This is a genomic window from Streptomyces sp. TAA486, from assembly GCF_000426165.1.
In genome coordinates, this window is record NZ_KE384503.1 from 236,159 (window position 1) to 253,928 (window position 17,770).

At 67.9% G+C, this 17,770-nt stretch carries 15 protein-coding genes, 1 tRNA gene and 2 pseudogenes; 10 read left to right on the forward strand and 8 right to left on the reverse strand.

The window, feature by feature from the left end:
* Positions 1-88: 88 nt before the first annotated feature.
* The 3 genes and pseudogenes from I004_RS0128855 to I004_RS40600 form a co-directional block, all read left to right on the forward strand.
* The gene (locus tag I004_RS0128855; RefSeq protein ID WP_486580573.1) at positions 89-775 is read left to right on the forward strand and encodes a superoxide dismutase family protein; all 687 of its coding nucleotides are present in this window, start codon (positions 89-91) and stop codon (positions 773-775) included.
* Positions 754-1,323: a copper resistance CopC family protein gene (locus I004_RS0128860; RefSeq protein WP_028438317.1), complete on the forward strand. Its 570-nt coding sequence runs from the start codon at positions 754-756 to the stop codon at positions 1,321-1,323. Before I004_RS0128855 ends, I004_RS0128860 begins: the two co-directional genes overlap by 22 nt.
* Before the next feature lie 183 nt (positions 1,324-1,506).
* Positions 1,507-1,860 (forward strand): annotated as a pseudogene (locus I004_RS40600) (cation:proton antiporter domain-containing protein); the annotation flags it as partial.
* Positions 1,861-1,888: 28 nt separating this feature from the next.
* Here the strand turns inward: I004_RS40600 and I004_RS0128870 are convergent.
* The 5 genes and pseudogenes from I004_RS0128870 to I004_RS0128885 all read right to left on the reverse strand — a co-directional run bounded on the left by I004_RS0128870 (position 1,889) and on the right by I004_RS0128885 (position 5,386).
* Positions 1,889-2,527: a DUF4142 domain-containing protein gene (locus I004_RS0128870; protein ID WP_028438319.1), complete on the reverse strand. Its 639-nt coding sequence runs from the start codon at positions 2,525-2,527 to the stop codon at positions 1,889-1,891.
* 217 nt (positions 2,528-2,744) lie between these two features.
* A pseudogene (locus I004_RS40605) lies at positions 2,745-2,861 on the reverse strand (hypothetical protein); the annotation flags it as partial.
* Positions 2,862-2,919: 58 nt separating this feature from the next.
* A complete protein-coding gene (locus I004_RS0128875; RefSeq protein WP_028438320.1) occupies positions 2,920-3,480 on the reverse strand; it encodes a PP2C family serine/threonine-protein phosphatase in 561 nt (186 codons plus the stop codon).
* 250 nt (positions 3,481-3,730) lie between these two features.
* On the reverse strand, positions 3,731-4,267 hold the full coding sequence (locus I004_RS0128880; protein WP_028438321.1) for a MarR family transcriptional regulator: 537 nt from the start codon (positions 4,265-4,267) through the stop codon (positions 3,731-3,733).
* A gap of 33 nt (positions 4,268-4,300) precedes the next feature.
* A complete protein-coding gene (locus tag I004_RS0128885; RefSeq protein WP_028438322.1) occupies positions 4,301-5,386 on the reverse strand; it encodes a PP2C family protein-serine/threonine phosphatase in 1,086 nt (361 codons plus the stop codon).
* Between the two features lie 690 nt (positions 5,387-6,076).
* Between I004_RS0128885 and I004_RS0128890 the strand changes: the two genes are divergently transcribed.
* Positions 6,077-6,259, forward strand: a complete 183-nt coding sequence (locus I004_RS0128890; protein ID WP_028438323.1) for a hypothetical protein — start codon at positions 6,077-6,079, stop codon at positions 6,257-6,259.
* Between the two features lie 165 nt (positions 6,260-6,424).
* Here the strand turns inward: I004_RS0128890 and I004_RS0128895 are convergent.
* A tRNA-Leu gene (locus tag I004_RS0128895) sits at positions 6,425-6,508 on the reverse strand.
* Positions 6,509-6,883: 375 nt separating this feature from the next.
* On the opposite strand from I004_RS0128895, the gene I004_RS0128900 reads away from it, so the two are divergent.
* The 6 genes from I004_RS0128900 to pknB all read left to right on the forward strand — a co-directional run bounded on the left by I004_RS0128900 (position 6,884) and on the right by pknB (position 14,921).
* A complete protein-coding gene (locus tag I004_RS0128900) occupies positions 6,884-7,702 on the forward strand; it encodes a DUF3662 and FHA domain-containing protein (protein ID WP_028438324.1) in 819 nt (272 codons plus the stop codon).
* 9 nt (positions 7,703-7,711) lie between these two features.
* Positions 7,712-8,218, forward strand: coding sequence for an FHA domain-containing protein FhaB/FipA (locus I004_RS0128905; protein WP_028438325.1), 507 nt, complete (start codon positions 7,712-7,714; stop codon positions 8,216-8,218).
* A gap of 37 nt (positions 8,219-8,255) precedes the next feature.
* Entirely contained in the window at positions 8,256-9,785 is a 1,530-nt protein-coding gene (locus I004_RS0128910) for a PP2C family protein-serine/threonine phosphatase (RefSeq protein ID WP_486580645.1), read from the forward strand.
* Positions 9,786-9,801: 16 nt separating this feature from the next.
* Positions 9,802-11,196, forward strand: coding sequence for an FtsW/RodA/SpoVE family cell cycle protein (locus tag I004_RS0128915; RefSeq protein ID WP_028438327.1), 1,395 nt, complete (start codon positions 9,802-9,804; stop codon positions 11,194-11,196).
* 46 nt (positions 11,197-11,242) lie between these two features.
* On the forward strand, positions 11,243-12,709 hold the full coding sequence (locus I004_RS0128920; protein WP_028438328.1) for a penicillin-binding transpeptidase domain-containing protein: 1,467 nt from the start codon (positions 11,243-11,245) through the stop codon (positions 12,707-12,709).
* Between the two features lie 220 nt (positions 12,710-12,929).
* Positions 12,930-14,921: a Stk1 family PASTA domain-containing Ser/Thr kinase gene (gene pknB / locus I004_RS0128925; protein WP_028438329.1), complete on the forward strand. Its 1,992-nt coding sequence runs from the start codon at positions 12,930-12,932 to the stop codon at positions 14,919-14,921.
* 119 nt (positions 14,922-15,040) lie between these two features.
* On the opposite strand, the gene I004_RS0128930 is transcribed toward pknB, so the two are convergent.
* Positions 15,041-15,805 carry a class E sortase gene (locus I004_RS0128930; RefSeq protein ID WP_028438330.1) on the reverse strand — a complete coding sequence of 255 codons (765 nt, stop codon included), beginning with the start codon at positions 15,803-15,805 and terminating at the stop codon, positions 15,041-15,043.
* Positions 15,806-15,830: 25 nt separating this feature from the next.
* Positions 15,831-17,768 (reverse strand): class E sortase, encoded by a 1,938-nt coding sequence (locus I004_RS40610; protein ID WP_051345563.1) that lies wholly within the window; start codon positions 17,766-17,768, stop codon positions 15,831-15,833.
* Positions 17,769-17,770: the final 2 nt, after the last annotated feature.

A 17,770-nucleotide genomic window follows, 5' to 3' on the forward strand; every position in this document is an offset into this window, starting at 1 on the left:
TCGTGTCCCTCCCGCGCGGTGCGCCGCAGCGGCGTGCCGTGACGCCTTCGGGAAGACCCGGCCTCCGTCATCGATCAGGAGATTTTCTATGAACCACCGCACATCCGGTCATGTGGCTCTGCATGACACCACGTCAGCGGCACAACCGATGAAGTTCGAGCGGGGCACGGCCCCGCGCCCGGCCCGCGTCCGTCTCGCGGTCTGCTGCACTGTCGTGGCCGCCACGGCGGCCCTGCTGTCCGGATGCGGAAGCGACTCCTCCGACAGCGCCTCAAAGAAGAAGTCGGACGGAGCCTCGTCCGCGTCTCCGTCCACGAGCATGGACGGGATGCACGGCAAGGCCATGGGGGACCCGTCGGCCACACCGGCCAGCAAGATCCCCGACGCGGACGTCGTCAAGGGTCCGTTCAAGCTGCTGGACACTCGCCCTCCCGGTATGGACGACGTGAACGGCACTGCCTGGCAGGCGCAGGGTCCGAAAGGCACCACGGTGACCGTCTCCCTGACCGGTCTGAAGCCGGGAGACACGTACATGGCGCACCTGCACGCGCAGCACTGCTCCGCCGACAACGGCGGTGAGCACTTCCAGTTCAAGAAGGGCGGTCCGGCCAAGCCACCGAACGAGATCCACCTGATGTTCAAGGCCGGCAAGGACGGAACGGCCATGACGACGGTGAACAACAAGAAGCAGACCGGCAAGGACGCTGTCGCCCTCGTCGTGCACCCCCACAAGTCTCAGGACAACCGGATCGCATGCGTCGATTTCAAGTTCTGAGGACGCTCGCAGCCCTGCTGGGTTGCCTGTGCGTGCTGCTCCTGTCCGGTGTACCCGCACAGGCCCACAGCCCGCTGCAGGAAGCGACGCCGGCACCGGGATCCAAGGTCGGGACGGGGACGAGGGTCATTTCGCTGACGTTCCCCGGACTGGCTTCCGGCTCCACGCCGAAGGTCAAACTGACCGACGCCAAGGGGGTTTCGGTGCCCGTCGGGAAGCCCGTGGTGGCAGACGATTCCGTCGTCTGTGCCACCGTCGGCCGTCTGCACGCGGGGGTTACGACACTCACCTACCGCGTCGCCGCGGCTGACGGCGACCGTCAGACCAGCTCCTTCCAGTTCGAGGTCGCCGACGGCGCGAAGGCCGCGGCGGCTCCGGACACCTGTCAGGGGCTGAATCTTGCGAAGCCCGCCCCGGTAGCGGAGCCGGACGGAAGCGACACGATCCTGGGGCTCGATCGCACCATGGCGCTGATCGTCCTCGCGGCGGGCTCCGTCCTGGTCGTGGGCGGGGTCGCTCTCGCTGTACGCAGGAAGCGGTCAGCGTGACAAGGGAGGCCCATCTGATCCAGACCATGCGCCAAGGGGTGGGAAGAGCCTGGGCCCGGAACCCGCATGCACCCACTCGAATCATCGAAGGGAGGTCCCGGCACAACGCGACTACGTGATTGCACGGGCGGAGCCGGTCCGGTGGCAGACGGGCCGGCTCCGCGAAAACAGGCATCGAGCGTGACCGCGGAGCTGGCCCTGTTCGCGGTGCTGTCGCCCACCGACCCTGTCTTCGCCTCCGCGATCGTAGGCCGCAAGGAAGTCCCGGCTCGTCTGCGGCAGTTGCTGAACGTGGAAAGCGGCACCAACGACGGCCTGGCGCTGCCCGTCGTCCTGGTACTCATCGCCGCAGCGGGTCCGTCGTCGCACACCGCTACGGCTTCACTGGACGCGGTTGTCCTGGAGTTGGTGGCCGGCCTGGCACTGGGCGCCCTGCTCCCGCTGGCGGTCCACTGGATCACCCGTGTTCCCCTCCTCGGAGCCGAGCCCAAGCTGCAGCCACTGCTGCCGCTGTCGGTGGGTGTGATCCTTTACGCGGAAGGCAACGCTGAGACACCGGTGCCGATCACTTCACGTCGTTCAGCTCCTCGAACCTCACAAGCCCTGTGTCTTCCAGGACCGTGATGTGATCAAGGACGATTGTGTTGGCCCTGGTCGCCAACGCCCGGACCATCGAGTTGCGAGTCTGATCCCGTACCAGGCCGATGAGTCCGAAGACCACGCCGTGCTGCTTCCGCAGATGGTTGACGAGGACCTTGTCGAACTCCTTGCCCCTGGCTTTCTCCATGTCGTCCAGGTACTCCTGCTGCGACCCCGTCGGCTGAGTTGGGAGCGAAACTTTCATCGAACGACCGGCTTTGACGGCCCGCTTGTCCAACTCCGTGTGGCCTGCGACAAGATGGTCACCCGCGATCCGCACAGACTTCGTCGTGCCCCGTTCCTGAGCGGAGCGCCCGGCGGGAAGCTCCCAAAGGCCTGCCGCCCGCACCTTCCGAATGAAGTCACGTCCCATCGGGGTCAGCGGCCCGTACTCCGTCTTCCACGTTCCCTTTCCGTCGTCCTGCCACCCGACTCGCGCCTTGGCGACCTTGCGGTTTCCCTGCAACCAGGGCGTGGGCATCGCCAGCGCAGCAAGCGTCGCCACGAGACCTATGACGACCAGCACGGTGCCGATCGCCCGTCCATTTGCGAAGACCGACCGCATCCCGCCCTCCTCTTCCTCGCGGTGTGTGACGGACCCTAGTGACGTGGGTGGGAGCGACGTCGACGCTTCATCGGGACCTGACAAGGATCGTTGCATTGGCTGAAGGTTGCACTGTGCTCGAACAGACCATCAGCGTCGCGTCCTCCATCACCGCAGACGCTGTCATCGCAGGATCCACGCCCGGGCGTCGCTCGTCAGCGAGCCAAACCGGTGTTCGTCAGCGACGGATGAGGAGCGTGGCCGCGTCGTCGGTGAGGGGACCGCCAGTGTGTGCGATGACGTCACTGCGCAGGGCTTCGAGGGCAGCGCGGGCATCGGACGTCCTCAGCACGGAGGCGCGCGCCGCGAGTGGGTAGAACTGACCGGCAGCGTTGCGTGCTTCTGTCGTGCCGTCAGGCGCCGAGCACCACCAAGGCCCTCTCGACCGCGTTCAGGCCTTTGCCTTGAACGTCGCCTACGACGGCTCGCACCCCGGCATGACACTGGACCGCTTCGTAGAAATCCCCTCCGACCAGGGCATCCCGGGTTGCCGAGCTGTAGGACACAGCAACCTGAACGCCGTCCAGCGTCTCGGGCACCTCGGCCAGCAGGATCCGATGCGCCACCTTGGCGACTGCGCGGGCCCGGGCCAACTTCTGCTGCTGACGTTGCCGCAATCGCGTCACCACCAGACTCGCGACGGCGGTGCCCAACACTGCGACCAAGGCGGTGACTCCGCGCTCGGTTCCAAACAGACCATCGTACAGGCTGAGCAATATGGAGATGACCAACGACAGCAGCCCGATACTCACTGCGTGAACCAGCCCGCCTTTCAAGCTGGCGAATGCCGGACCAAGAGCAAGCAGCGGAAGCAGCCCGAGAGACGGCCCTGCGGCCAGATCCGCGGCCACGGCGAGCGCGATGGCGATGTAGGGCAGCAGGAACAGAACAAGACCGCCGTCGCGCGCTCTCATCGGCACAGGAGCACTCACAGGAAGGAGAAGTTCGGTGAGGACCACGTCACTCTAGGTCGAGTCGACCAAGTGACAGAGATGCGCCGTGAACCGTGAGCCATTCGGTGGGGGCGGTCGGTAGCGATGCTGCTGACCAATTCACTGCTGCCCGGTCAACGCTCGGCTGGTCCGGGTGGGTTGGAAAGTGGAGACGTGAACCTGCCCGGCCATGTGCCTTCAGGAATGCCGTGCCGTGCTGCCGTTGAGGGTGTCACGCATCGCGCACCAGAGCACCGTCCACGACCCAGCCGAGCGGATGCAGTTCCGGGTTGTCCAGGGCCGGGGCCGGAGGCTCTCCTCCCGCCTTGTTGAACGCGTTGAGGGCCTCGATGAGCGCCAGCCGCTGAGTCGAGCCGAGTCGTGCGACGATCTCGGCAATCTCGGCGCGGCGCCGTGCGGTGACGTCCTCGACGGTGCGACGGCCTTCCTCGGTGAGTTGCAGCAGCGTCTCGCGGCGGTTGTCAGGGTTGGTCTGCCGGTCGGCGAGGCCCGCGGCGATGAGCCGGTCGACCATGCGCATGGCCGTCGACGGCGCCACGTGGAGCAGGTCGGCGAGCGCGACCAGCTTGGTGGCGCCTCGAGTGGACAGCACGACCAGCATGCGGAACTGAGGGAGCGTCACGCGTTCCTCGACCGCGGCAAGGGAGCGAGCGGAGACCGCCACCAGCAGGCGGGACGCGGTCAGGACGGCCCGGGTCACCGCATCCACGTCGTCCATGGTCCCCGCGGGGATCTCGCGCTCCGCCATGTGTCCTTTGTACCGTGCCGGACCGCTGCCCCCTCACTCGATAGGAACAGATTTTCCTTCCGCGTGATCGTGATAGCGGAGAAGGAGCATGGCCGCGTCGTCGTGGAGCGGTCCGGCAGCATGCCGCACCAGGTCCTCGCGAAGGCTCTCGAGGGCGAGTTCCGCGTCGGGCTCCTTGAGCAGGTCCGCCCGGTCGCCGAGCGGGTAGAAGGAACCGTTCGCATCCCGGGCCTCGGTGACGCCGTCGGTGTACAGCAGCAGCTGTTCTCCGCGCGTGAAGCTGACCCGGTAGGGCTTCCTTCCTTCATTGCTGTAGGCACCCAGACCCAGGGGAAGGGCGTACGAAGGCGGTTCCGGAAAGTCGACGGTCCCGTCATGATGTACAAGCATGGGTGCCGGATGACCGTAGTTGAGGAAGACGGCCTCGTCGTGGCCGATCTCTGCGAGCACGGCGGTGACGAACTTCTCCCCTTCCAACTCCCGGGCCACACTGCGCTCCAGCCGGTCTCCCACCACCATCAGGTCCGGCTCGTCATGGGCGGCCTCCCGGAAGACGCCGAGCACGACGGCAGCGGTCTCGACCGCGCCCAGCCCCTTGCCCTGCACGTCCCCGACGATCACCCGGGTCCCGTGCGGCGAGGCCACCACCTCGTACAGATCGCCGCCGATGCGTGCCTCAGCGACCGCCGACGTGTATGACACCGTCGCCTGCAGCGAGCCGGCAGCGCGCGGTACCGGCCGCAACAGCACTCGCTGAGCCACCTCCGCGATCGACCGCACGCTGGCCAGCTCCGCCTCCCTGCGGGAGCGCATCACGGCGGCGGCGATGCCTACACCGGTGACACCCGCCACCGACACCATCGCCGTGAACCCCCGGCGCTCTTCGAAGAGGCCGTCGTACAAGCCGAGTCCGATGCACAACAGCAGAGCCACCGTGCCGATCAGCGCAGTACGCCGCCATCCGCCGACCAGCCCGGAGAAGGCCGGCCCGAGCGAGACCAGCGGCAGGAACCCCACACCCGCCCCGGCGACGACATCCGCCACGGCCACCACGGACATCACCGCGACCGGCATCCACGCCAGCACCGCGGAACGGGGCGTCGGCCTCTCTACGGTCATGCCCCCTCCAGAGACGTCACAGCCCGAGTGAGCAGCCCGAGTACTTCCGATACAGGCTACTTTCGCCTTTAGACTATGCAAAGATCTCGCGCAGGCAGCGGCCCTCCCCCCGGCCCTTTACTCAAAAGAGATCAGGAGCCGATATTTCAGCCTTCCGGAAGGCAGGAAGCCACCCGCTTGCAATCGGCCGCGATCCGGAGGCTCTCGCTGCACGCGAACATCGGCTCGCACTGTTCACGGGTTCGTACTCGACGTCTCCGTACGGCGGTTGAAGGAACTGCTCTCCGAACTCTCCGACGATTCCAGGCAGTTGACGCCACTCCGGTCCGCACGTACACCCGTGGACGCAAGGCCAGCGGTCCCGGACTCGCCACAGATCCAGACGCCGGCTGGTACGTGCGTGAGGGCGACCACCGCGATCCCGACGCGTCTGCCGTTGCAGACGTCATGCGTCCTCCTCAGAGCTCACCCAAGGGCGCGCAGGCAAAGGGAACAAGGAAGAGGCCCTCTCGCAAGAAGAAGCCCAAGTACCTGCTCGGATATGACGCGGCCTTCGCCGCCACCCGCGACTCCCGCTACGACCAGGGCCTTCAGTCCGGGCACACGCAACCGCGGGATTCAGCTCCCCTTGTAGACCCCGGGCCAAGCCCAGTCGGGCCGGTCACGGTCTGCCGACAGCGCAGCATCACCATGGCACCGGTGGAAGGCGCCGAGCGCTGGCCGGCCCTCGAGTACGGCACTCGCGAGTGGCAGAAGATCTACTTCCGGCTCCGCAACAGCGTCGAGGGCTACAACGGCTACACGAAGAACCCGCTCGCCGAGGCGATCGAAGCCTCAGGCTCCCGCTTGATCAACTCCGGTCACCGCAACTGAAGATCACCGAGCAGAGGCCCGCCCTGTCTCCGGAATGTCCTGGTTCGAGACGTAATGCACAGACTTGAGCGCCCCATGCCGGGCGCCCAACGCACACACCCAACGCGAAGCGGGCCCCGCCGCGACTTTCGTCACTGACCGGGACCCGCTCGGTGTCTCTCTGTGTGCGCGAGGGGGGAGTTGAACCCCCACGTCCTTTCGGACACTGGAACCTGAATCCAGCGCGTCTGCCTATTCCGCCACCCGCGCATCGGGTGCCCCCCGCCGTGAGCGGGGAGACGGCCGGACGAGCACCCTGAGGGGCCTGCCGACGCCCAAAAGATTAGCACGCTGGCAGCGGTGGCTTCACATCCCGGTTCGCCCCCGCAGGTGCCCGTACGACTACGGGACACTGGCTTCGAGGACGGTGCGATCCATGCGAGGGTGTGACGGCGAGAACGAGGGAGTGCGAGGTGTGAGAGGTGACACTCCTCCGTCGGGCCCCCTTGGGGAACCACCCGTTTCCCCCGCGCGTGGATACGATCAGTAAGCAGTACCGGACCGACGTACGAACACAGCATGCGCGCCCCTGGGTGACACTGGAAGGCGCACTAGAGCCGAGGGCATCTGGGAAGGAGGTGCAACGTGGGAGTTCTGAAGCGCTTCGAGCAGCGACTTGAGGGTCTGGTCAACGGCACCTTCGCGAAGGTGTTCAAGTCCGAGGTACAGCCTGTGGAGATCGCGGGCGCCCTCCAGCGTGAATGCGACAACAACGCGACGATCTGGAACCGCGACCGGACGGTCGTGCCGAACGACTTCATCGTCGAACTGAGCGCACCTGACTTCGAGCGCCTCAGCCCGTACTCCGGTCAGCTGGGTGACGAACTGGGCGGAATGGTACGCGACTACGCAAAGCAGCAGCGATACACCTTCATGGGCTCGGTCAAGGTCCACCTGGAGAAGGCCGAGGAACTCGACACCGGTCTCTACCGTGTGCGCAGCCGCACCCTCGCCTCCAGCGCCTCGCAGCAGCCGCAGCGCGCTTCGGGCGCACCGAACAACGCCTATGGCGGTCAAGGCGGTTACCCGCCGGGGGCGAGCCCGGCAGGCGCACCGCCCATGCCGGCGGGACCGCCGCCCGGTTTCGCGCCCGGCGGCGCCGGAGGCTCAATGCCGCGCGCCGAGACGAGGCGCTGGATCGAGATCAACGGCAACCGCCACCAGATCTCGCGCCCCACCCTCGTTCTGGGCCGCAGCACCGAGGCCGACGTGCGCGTCGACGACCCCGGGGTCTCGCGTCGTCACTGCGAGATCCGCGCGGGAGACCCGGCGTCGATCCAGGATCTCGGATCGACGAACGGCATCGTGGTGGACGGACAGCACACCACTCGCGCTACGCTCCGCGACGGTTCACGCATCGTCGTGGGCAGCACCACGATCATTTACCGGCAAGCCGAAGGGTGAAGCGGGGGCATGTCAGAGCTGACCCTCACGGTCATGCGGCTGGGTTTTCTCGCCGTACTGTGGCTGTTCGTCATCGTGGCCGTGCAGGTCATCCGCAGCGATCTGTTCGGCACGCGCGTGACGCAGCGCGCCGCTCGCCGGGCCGAAGGGCAGCGGCCGCAGCAGCGCCAGCAGCCCCCGCGCCAGCAGAGCGGCCGCCGCGGCAGCGGTGGCCGGCGGAACGCGCCCAGCAAGCTGGTCGTCACCGAAGGGTCGTTGACCGGCACCACGGTGGCACTGCAGGGTCAGACCATCACGCTCGGCCGTGCGCACGATTCCACAATCGTGCTGGATGACGACTACGCCTCGAGCAGGCATGCCAGGATCTACCCGGACCGAGACGGCCAGTGGATCGTCGAGGATCTCGGGTCCACCAACGGCACCTATCTCGACCGGACCCGACTCACCACACCGACGCCGATTCAGCCCGGAGCGCCGATTCGCATCGGCAAGACGGTCATCGAGCTGCGGAAGTAGTACAGATCATGACGACCGGAGGGTGGGCACCGTGCGGATGTATCCGGAGCCGACGGGCGAGGTGCGCATGAGTCTGTCACTGCGCTTCGCCGCCGGATCTCATGACGGCATGATCCGGGACCACAACGAGGACTCCGGATACGCCGGCCCGCGCCTCCTCGCGGTCGCCGACGGCATGGGCGGCCAGGCCGCCGGCGAGGTCGCCAGTTCCGAGGTGATCTCCACGATCGTCCAGCTCGACGAGGACATCCCGGGCTCCGACCTGCTCACGTCCCTCGGCGTCGCGGTGCAGCGCGCCAACGACCAGCTGCGCGTGATGGTCGAGGAGGACCCGCAGCTGGAAGGCATGGGCACGACGCTCACCGCACTGCTGTGGACGGGCCGGCGGCTCGGCCTCGTACACGTCGGCGACTCCCGCGCGTACCTGCTCCGTGACGGACAGCTCACGCAGATCACGCAGGACCACACCTGGGTGCAGAAGCTGGTCGACGAGGGCCGCATCACCGAAGAGGAAGCCACCACCCACCCGCAGCGCTCCCTGCTGATGCGCGCGCTGGGCAGCGGCGACCACGTCGAACCCGACCTGTCCATCAGGGAAGTTCGCGCCGGCGACCGCTACCTCATCTGCTCCGACGGTCTCCCGACCGTCGTCAGCCCGCAGACCATCGAGGAAGCGCTCGCCAGCTACCAGGGTCCGCAGGAGACGGTGCACGACCTGATCCAGCTGGCGCTGCGCGGCGGCGGCCCCGACAACATCACGTGCATCGTCGCGGACGTCGTCGATGTCGACGAGAACGACGCCATGGGGCGGCAGTTGAACGACACCCCGGTCGTCGTCGGCGCCGTCGCGGAATCGCAGACGCCTCTCGGCGGCGACCTCGGTGCCATGCGGACCCCGGCCGCCCGCGCGGCCGAACTCGGCCGCAGCGCGGGCCAGTCCGTGCCGTCGCAGAACCCGGGCGAGGGCTTCGGGCCCCCCGGGAGCGGCCAAATGGGAGGCGCGGACGACGGCGGCTTCGGCAGATACACCGAGGACGACTTCGTCAAGCACCAGGGCGGCAGAAGGTGGCTGCGCCGGTCCCTGTGGATCGCCATGATCCTCATCATCGTCGGCGGCGGACTCTACGGCGGCTACCGCTGGACCCAGACCCAGTACTACGTCGGCGCCAACGACGACCACATCGCGCTCTACCGCGGCATCAGCCAGGAACTCGCGGGGATCAGCCTGAACGAGGTCTACCAGGACCGCCCCGGAGTCGAACTCAAGTACCTGCCCGGCTACCAGCGCAACCAGGTCCGCGAGACGATCGCGTCCAGCAGCGCCGGTGAAGCCCGGGACAAGGCCGACGAGTTGGAGGAGCAGGCCAAGGTCTGCCGGATCATCGCCGAGCAGCCCGTCGAGCCCCCGGCCGACGAGAACAAGAAGAAGGACGAGCAGAACAAGCAGGGTGACGCGGACAAGAACTCCGCCGAAAGCAAGGACCCCAGCGATTCTCCGTCGCCCTCGCAGAGCCCGAAGCTGTCGGAGAAGCAGCAGCAGCTCGCCAAGCAGTGCACCGCGCCGTAGGGGGGCTCCGGCAGCAATGAGCAGCAACGTGATGACCAACACCGGCAGCAATACGACGGTCTCCCCCGGAGGCCTGCCCAGTCGGCGCAACACCGAGATGGCCATGCTCATCTTCGCCGTGCTCATCCCGGTGTTCGCCTACGCCAACGTCGGGCTGGCCAAGGACGGCGCGCTCCCCGCGGGCATGCTCGGTTACGGCCTCGGCCTGTGCCTGCTCGCCGGCGTCGCGCACATGGTCGTGCGTCGCTGGGCCCCGTACGCGGACCCCCTGATGCTGCCCATCGCCACGCTCCTCAACGGCATGGGCCTCGTGCTCATCTACAGGCTCGACCTCGAGCCGCTGCCGGGCGGCGCCGCCGCCCCCACGCAGCTGATGTGGTCCACGCTCGGCGTCGGGCTCTTCGTCGCCGTGCTGGTCTTCCTCAAGGACCACCGTGTGCTCCAGCGCTACACCTACATCTCGATGATCACGGCGCTGATCCTGCTGATCCTGCCGGTCTTCTTCCCGGCCCGCTTCGGCGCCCGCATCTGGATCACGATCCCCGGCGTCGGTTCGCTCCAGCCCGGGGAGTTCGCGAAGATCATCATCGCGGTGTTCTTCGCCGGCTACCTGATGGTCAAGCGCGACGCACTCGCCCTCGCCAGCCGCCGCTTCATGGGCCTCTACCTGCCCCGCGGCCGCGACCTGGGCCCCATCCTCGTCATCTGGGCGCTCTCGGTCCTCATCCTCGTCTTCGAGACGGACCTGGGCACCTCGATGCTCTTCTTCGGCCTCTTCGTGGTCATGCTGTACGTCGCCACGGAGCGAACCAGCTGGATCGTCTTCGGCCTCGCGCTGACCGTCGTCGGCGCCGTGGCCGTCGCCAGCTTCGAGCCGCACGTGCAGAGCCGCGTCGACGACTGGCTCGACCCCATGCAGGCCTTCAAGGACGGCTCCGAGCAGCCCGCGCAGGCACTGTGGGCCTTCGGCTCCGGCGGAGTACTCGGCTCGGGACTCGGGCAGGGCTTCTCGCGGCTCATCGGCTTCGCGGCCAAGAGCGACTACATCTTCGCCACCGTCGGCGAGGAACTGGGCCTCACCGGCGTCATGGCCATGCTGATCCTGTACGGGCTGCTCGTGGAGCGCGGCATCCGCACCTCCCTCGCGGCCCGCGACCCCTTCGGCAAGCTGCTCGCCGTCGGCCTCTCCGCCGCGTTCGGCATCCAGGTCTTCGTCGTCGCGGGCGGCGTGATGGGGCTCATCCCCCTCACCGGCATGACGATGCCCTTCCTCGCACAGGGCGGTTCGTCCGTGATCGCCAACTGGGCGCTGGTGGCGATCCTGCTCAAGATCAGCGATACCGCGCGCAGGCCCGCCCCGGCACCTGCGCCATCACCGGACGCCGAGATGACGCAGGTGGTCCGACCATGACGACGAGCGCGCACGTGACCCGGCAATCCGTGAGAGGTGAAGCACAGTGAACAAGCCGCTGCGCCGGATCGCGATCTTCTGCGGCCTGCTTGTGCTCGCCCTGCTGGCACGCGACAACTGGATCCAGCTCGTACAGGCCGACGAACTCAAGACCGATCCGAAGAACCGCCGCGTCGCCATCGCGCGCTACTCGCAGCCGCGCGGCAACATCATCGTCGACGGTAAGTCGATCACCGGCTCCACCGACACCAAGAGCGGCGACTTCCGCTACAAGCGCACGTACAAGAACGGCCCGATGTGGTCGCCGGTCACCGGCTACGCCTCACAGGCCTTCGGCGCGAACCAGCTGGAGGCCCTCAACGACGGCATCCTGACCGGCGACGACGACCGGCTCTTCTTCAACCGCACGATCGACATGCTCACGGGCAAGCCGCAGAAGGGCGGGAACGTCGTCACGACGCTCAACGCCAAGGCGCAGAAGGCGGCCTTCGACGGCCTCGGCGACAAGAAGGGCGCGGTCGCGGCGATAAACCCGAAGACCGGCGCCATCCTCGCCCTGGCGAGCACCCCGTCCTACGACCCGTCCAGCTTCGCGGGGAACGGCAAGTCCGACACCGCCGAGTGGTCGAAGCTGCAGAAGGAGCAGAACGACGAGGAGCCCATGCTCAACAGGGCTCTGCGGCAGACCTATCCGCCCGGTTCGACGTTCAAGGTCGTCACGGCGGCGGCGGGCCTGGAGAGCGGCGAGTACGACCTGGACAAGGCGACCGACAGCGAGGACCCGTACCGGCTGCCCGACTCGCAGACCAAGCTCGGCAACGAGGGCAACATCCCCTGCGAGAACGCCACGGTGCGCAACGCGCTGCGCTACTCCTGCAACACCGTCTTCGCGAAGATGAGCCACAAGGTCGGCAATGAGCAGATGATCGAGACTGCGGACAAGTTCGGCTTCAACGACAAGGAGCTGGACACCCCGGTCCGCGCCGCCGAGAGCGTCTACCCGAAGGACAACAAGCCGCAGAACGCCATGGCCGGCATCGGGCAGGCCAGCAACCGCGCGACGCCGCTGCAGATGGCGATGGTCGCCTCATCGGTGGCCAACAACGGCGCCCTGATGAAGCCGTACATGGTGGACCAGCTGGTCGCGCCGAACCTGAACGTCGTCGAGCAGCACAAGCCGTCGGAGATGAGCCGGCCGCTCTCCTCGGAGAACGCGCAGAAGCTTCAGCAGGGCATGGAGACCGTGGTCCAGAAGGGCACGGGAACCAGTGCGCAGATCCCGGGCGTCACAGTCGGAGGCAAGACCGGCACCGCCCAGCGCGGTGAGAACAACAGCGAGAACCCGTACGCGTGGTTCATCTCATACGCGAAGGACCAGGACGGTTCCGTCCCCGTCGCGGTGGCCGTGGTCATCGAGGGTTCGGACACACTCCGCAGCGACATCGCGGGCGGCAAGCTCGCCGCTCCGGTCGCCAAGGGCGTGATGAAGGCAGTGCTCGAGGGCAAGCAATGACGTGCTCGGCGCTCACCCCCAAGATCCACCGGGGCACGGCAGTTTCCCAGGTGGATTCCGGAGACGTGACCGAAACCACCACGGCGGCACCGCAAGTGGTGACGTCAGTCACCTCAGTCACGACCGACCCGCACGAGTGGGCGGGTACCGTATCCCGAGCAGCACACCGCCGTGCCGTACGTCAGATACGGGCCCGGACGAACGGAGAGGGCTGGAGACTATGGAAGAGCCGCGTCGCCTCGGCGGCCGGTACGAGCTGGGCTCGGTGCTCGGCCGGGGTGGCATGGCCGAGGTGTACCTCGCCCATGACACACGCCTGGGCAGGACCGTCGCGGTCAAGACGCTCCGCGTCGACCTGGCTCGTGACCCGTCGTTCCAGGCCCGGTTCCGCCGCGAGGCCCAGTCGGCCGCATCGCTGAACCATCCCGCGATCGTCGCTGTCTACGACACCGGCGAGGACTACGTGGACGGCGTCTCCATCCCGTACATCGTGATGGAGTACGTGGACGGCTCCACTCTCCGCGAGCTGCTGCACTCCGGACGCAAGCTGCTGCCGGAGCGCGCGATGGAGATGTGCGTCGGGATCCTCCAGGCGCTGGAGTACTCCCACCGCAGCGGCATCGTCCACCGCGACATCAAGCCGGCCAACGTCATGCTCACCCGCAACGGCCAGGTCAAGGTCATGGACTTCGGCATCGCGCGGGCCATGGGCGACTCCGGCATGACCATGACGCAGACCGCCGCCGTCATCGGCACGGCCCAGTACCTCTCCCCGGAGCAGGCCAAGGGCGAGCAGGTCGACTCCCGCTCGGACCTGTACTCCACGGGCTGCCTGGTCTACGAACTGCTCACCAACCGCCCGCCGTTCGTCGGCGACTCACCGGTCGCGGTGGCCTACCAGCACGTACGGGAAGATCCGCAGCCTCCGACGGTCTTCGATCCCGAGATCTCGCCGGACATGGAAGCGATCGTCCTGAAGGCGCTGGTCAAGGACCCGGACTACCGGTACCAGAGCGCCGATGAGATGCGCGCCGACATAGAAGCGTGCCTCGACGGTCAGCCCGTCGCGGCCACCGCCGCCATGGGCGCGGTCGGCTACGGAGGCTACCCCGACGACCAGCCCACCACGGCGCTGCGGGCGCAGGATTCACAGACCTCGATGATGCCCCCCGTCGGCGACGACAACGGGGGCTACTACGACGACGGACGCGGCAGGCGGCGCGGTGGGAACCGGAGCAACGCCTCCACCATCCTGCTCGTCCTCGCGGCGATCTTCATCCTCGTCGGCGCGATCTTCATCGGCAAGACGATCTTCGGCGGCGGGCCGGGCGACACTGTCGAAGTGCCGGCGCTCGCCGGGCAGAGCTACAAGCAGGCCAAGGCCCTCGGCAGCAACGGTGGCTTCGAAGTCGCCAAGGGCGAGGACAAGTTCTGCGACCAGAAGAAGAACACGGTCTGCTCGTCCGACCCGGCCAAGGGCGAGGAGATCAAGCGGGGGGACACGGTCACCGTGGCCATGTCGAAGGGCCCGGCCCCGGCCGAGGTCCCCGATGTGGAGGGGAAGTCCTACGCCAACGCCAAGCAGGAGCTGATCGGCGCGGGGTTCCAGGTCAAGCGGAAGTTCCAGCAGTCCGACGAGACGCCGGGCACCGTGCTGACGCAGGACCCGAACGGCGGCGGCAAGGCGCCGAAGAACTCGACGATAGTTCTGACCGTCGCGCAGGAGCAGACGCGGCAGGTGCCCAACGTGGTCGGCCAGCAGTTCGCCGCGGCGAAGACGCAGCTGGAAGCCGCGGGCTTCGAGGTGGCCAGCAAGGAGCAGGACGCTCCCGACAAGGCCGCGGGCGAGGTTCTCGAGCAGGATCCGGCGGCCAACGAGGAGGCCAAGGCCGGCTCCCAGGTGACCCTGACCATCGCCAAGGCGCCGGACGACGAGCCCGCCACCGTCCCCGACGTCACGGACCAGCTGGTCAAGGACGCCCGCAAGACGCTGGAGGAGGCGGGCTTCCAGGTCCAGGTCCAGGGTGCGCCCGACGAGAACAACGCCACCGTGATCACCACCAACCCGCCCGCCAACACCCAGGGCAAGAAGGGCGACACGATCACCATCTTCGCCCGCCAGGGACAGCCGGGTGACGACGGTGGAGCCGACGGTGACGACGGCATCTTCGGAGGCCCGGCCGGGCAGCCCAGCAGGAAGGGCAAGCCCTAGCAAAGGGCGCCGGAGCACGGCGCACACGTGAACGCGCCCCCGCGGCATCGCTGCGGGGGCGCGTTCGTGTCGGGTGCGCGTCCTGCCGGGCGGTCAGGTCCTGCCAACAGGCGGTTGCGTCAGCGCAGTTCCTCCGGCGGAGTCCGCTTCGAATCGACGTCCTCCGTGCGCTCCAGCTCGCCCCACACCACGTAGCGGTACTTGGACGTGAAGACCGGCGTGCAGGTGGTGAGCGTGATGTACCGCCCCTCGGTCTTCTTGCCCGAGTCCTTCGGCACCGGATCCAGCACGTCGACGTTGTACTTGCTGGTGCGCGGCAGGATCGAGAAGACCTTGTAGACGAACCAGGTGTTCTTCGTCTCGAAGACGACCGCGTCGCCCTTCTCGATCTTGTGGATCCTGTGGAACTTCGCGCCGTGCCCGTCACGGTGGGCAGCCAGCGCGAAGTTGCCCGACTGGTCCTGCGGCATCCCCGACGTGACCGGCTTCGTGTAGTAGCCCGCCGCGCCCTTGTTGAGTTCCTTCGCGTCTGTGCCCTTCATCACCAGCACGTCGCGCGACATGGACGGCACGTGCAGGAAGCCGATGCCGTCCTTGGTGTCGAGGGCGCCGGGTGTGCGGTCGTGAAGCCAGGTCTCGCGCACCTTGTCGCCCGCCCGCTTGGAGTCGCGCTCGGCCAGCACGTTCGTCCACCACAGCGAATAGGCGACGAAGAGCGCGAGCACGACGCCTGCCGTGATGAGGAGTTCACCCACGAAGCCGACCATCGCCCCCAAGCGGCGACGGCGTGTGGCCCGGCGTCCACGCTCGGACGCGGGGTGCGGTGGCGGGAGGGACGACGACGCGCTGGGCCCCCCGCCCTTGACGTGTTTGGTCTGTGACACCGCTTACCGCCCGTTTCTGCTGTCCCTACTCGATGAGAGCGTCCGGTTTGCCCTTGCTCCGTGGACGCTCCTCGACCATTTTGCCCCAGACGATGAGCCGGTATTTCGAAGTGAATTCGGGCGTACACGTGGTCAACGTGATGTAACGGCCCGGGCGTTCGAAACCGGAGCCCTCCGGAACGGGCTCGATGACCCGGGTGTTCGAAGGAGAGGTCGACGGCAGCCGGTTGGCCATCTTGTACGTATAGAACTTGGTGGCGGTCTCCACCACGATGTCGTCGCCACCGACGAGGCGGTTGATGTAACGGAACGGCTCGCCATGGGTGTTGCGGTGGCCCGCCAGGGCGAAGTTGCCCTTCGTGTCCCACGGCATCGCGGTCTTGAAGGGCTGCTTGTCGTAGTGCCCCACGAGGCCCTTGTCGAGCACCGCCGGCTTGGAGACCCCCTGCGCGATGGGGACCCTGACGTCCAGCTTCGGAAGGTAGAGGATCGCGAAGCCCTCACCGGGCGCGAAGTCCTCGGCCTTTCGCTCCGGGTCCAGCCCGCCGTTCTTGCCGCCCTTCCACTGGTCCTGGAGGCTCTGCGCGGCGCCGCCGGCTTCCTGTCCGGCCAGTACGTTCGTCCACCACAGCTGGTACGCGACGAACAACAGCATCAACACACCGGCGGATATGAAGACTTCGCCCAGAAATCGGCTGGCGATGATCGCGGGACCCTCGCGGCGTGCCCGCTCCGCGCGCCTGGCCTCCAGCCGGGTGCCGGCGGTACGCGGCACGGGAGCGCTGCCGCCCCGGCCGCGGTGCTGGGCGGCGCGGCGGCGGGCCGCCCGTCCGCCGCCGAAGTCCTCCGAGCCGGGCCGTACCAGACCGACGGTGCGAGTGTTCGTCAGCTCGTCGTCCGTGTCACGCGGTGAGTGGTCCGTCGCCGGGCCGGACGACGTCCCACGAGTTGTGCGGGGCACACCGCCGGGCTCGTCGACGACGGGCAGCTGCGAGGTCTCGGAGAGCCCTGCCGCGCGACGTTGCTGGGGCTGGGGGCCGGACGCGTCCCGTCCGTGCCCCGGGCGGCCCGCACCCTTCGTCTGCGGCGACTGAGGCGACTCCGGACGGGGAGCGGGGGCATCAGCCGGACGGTCCCCGGCGCCCGGCCGGCGAAGTTGCCTGGTGACGGGCGGCCCGGCGGCCGTTCCCGCGCCGGCCTGCCATGCCTGGCTCCGGTCCTGGTCCTGCCACTGCTGCGGTGCGGCCGACTGCCCGCCGCCGTAAGGGACTTGGCGGCCGCCGTACTCCTGCCTCGGAGAGGCGGGCCGGTCCTGCGCGGAGTGCCCGACAGGCTGTTGTCCCGCCGGGCTCTGCTGCCCCTGAGTCTGCTGTGCGGGCCCGCCGGTCCCCGCGCCCGGCCCCGCTTCACGGTGAGGACGGAACCAGGGCGAGACGCCCTCCGGCTGCTGCTCCGCCTGAGCGGTCTGGGGGGCCTGCTGCCCTCGCTGCCCCTGCTGCGGGCCTTCGTACGCCCCCGGTGCGTAGTCCTGAGAGGGGTAGCCCTGGGAGGCGCGGTCCTGAGACGCATAACCCTGCGACGAGTAGTCCTGCGAGCCATGGCCCTGCGTGGTGTAGCCCTGAGCCTGATACCCCTGCCCCGGCTGATTCTGTGCGGGTGCGGGATAGCCCTGCCCGGAGCGGCTCTGCCCCGGATAGCCCTGCGCCGGCTGGCTCCCGCCCCCCTGCGCGGGCCCTCCGCCCGTACGACGGGAGTTCTGCCCCGGCAGCGGGTCGCTCAGCGGATCGTCGAGGGCGTCGACCGCGCGCTGGAACTCCCCGCCCTGCCCGTAGGCCCAACCTTCACGGGTGGCCCGGGGACTGTACGGGTCCTCGTCGTCCCGCTCACCATAGGGATCGCCGTACGCGTTCCCGTACGGATCGCCGTACGGCCGCCCGTAGGCGTTCTCCCCTTCGGGGGGCATCC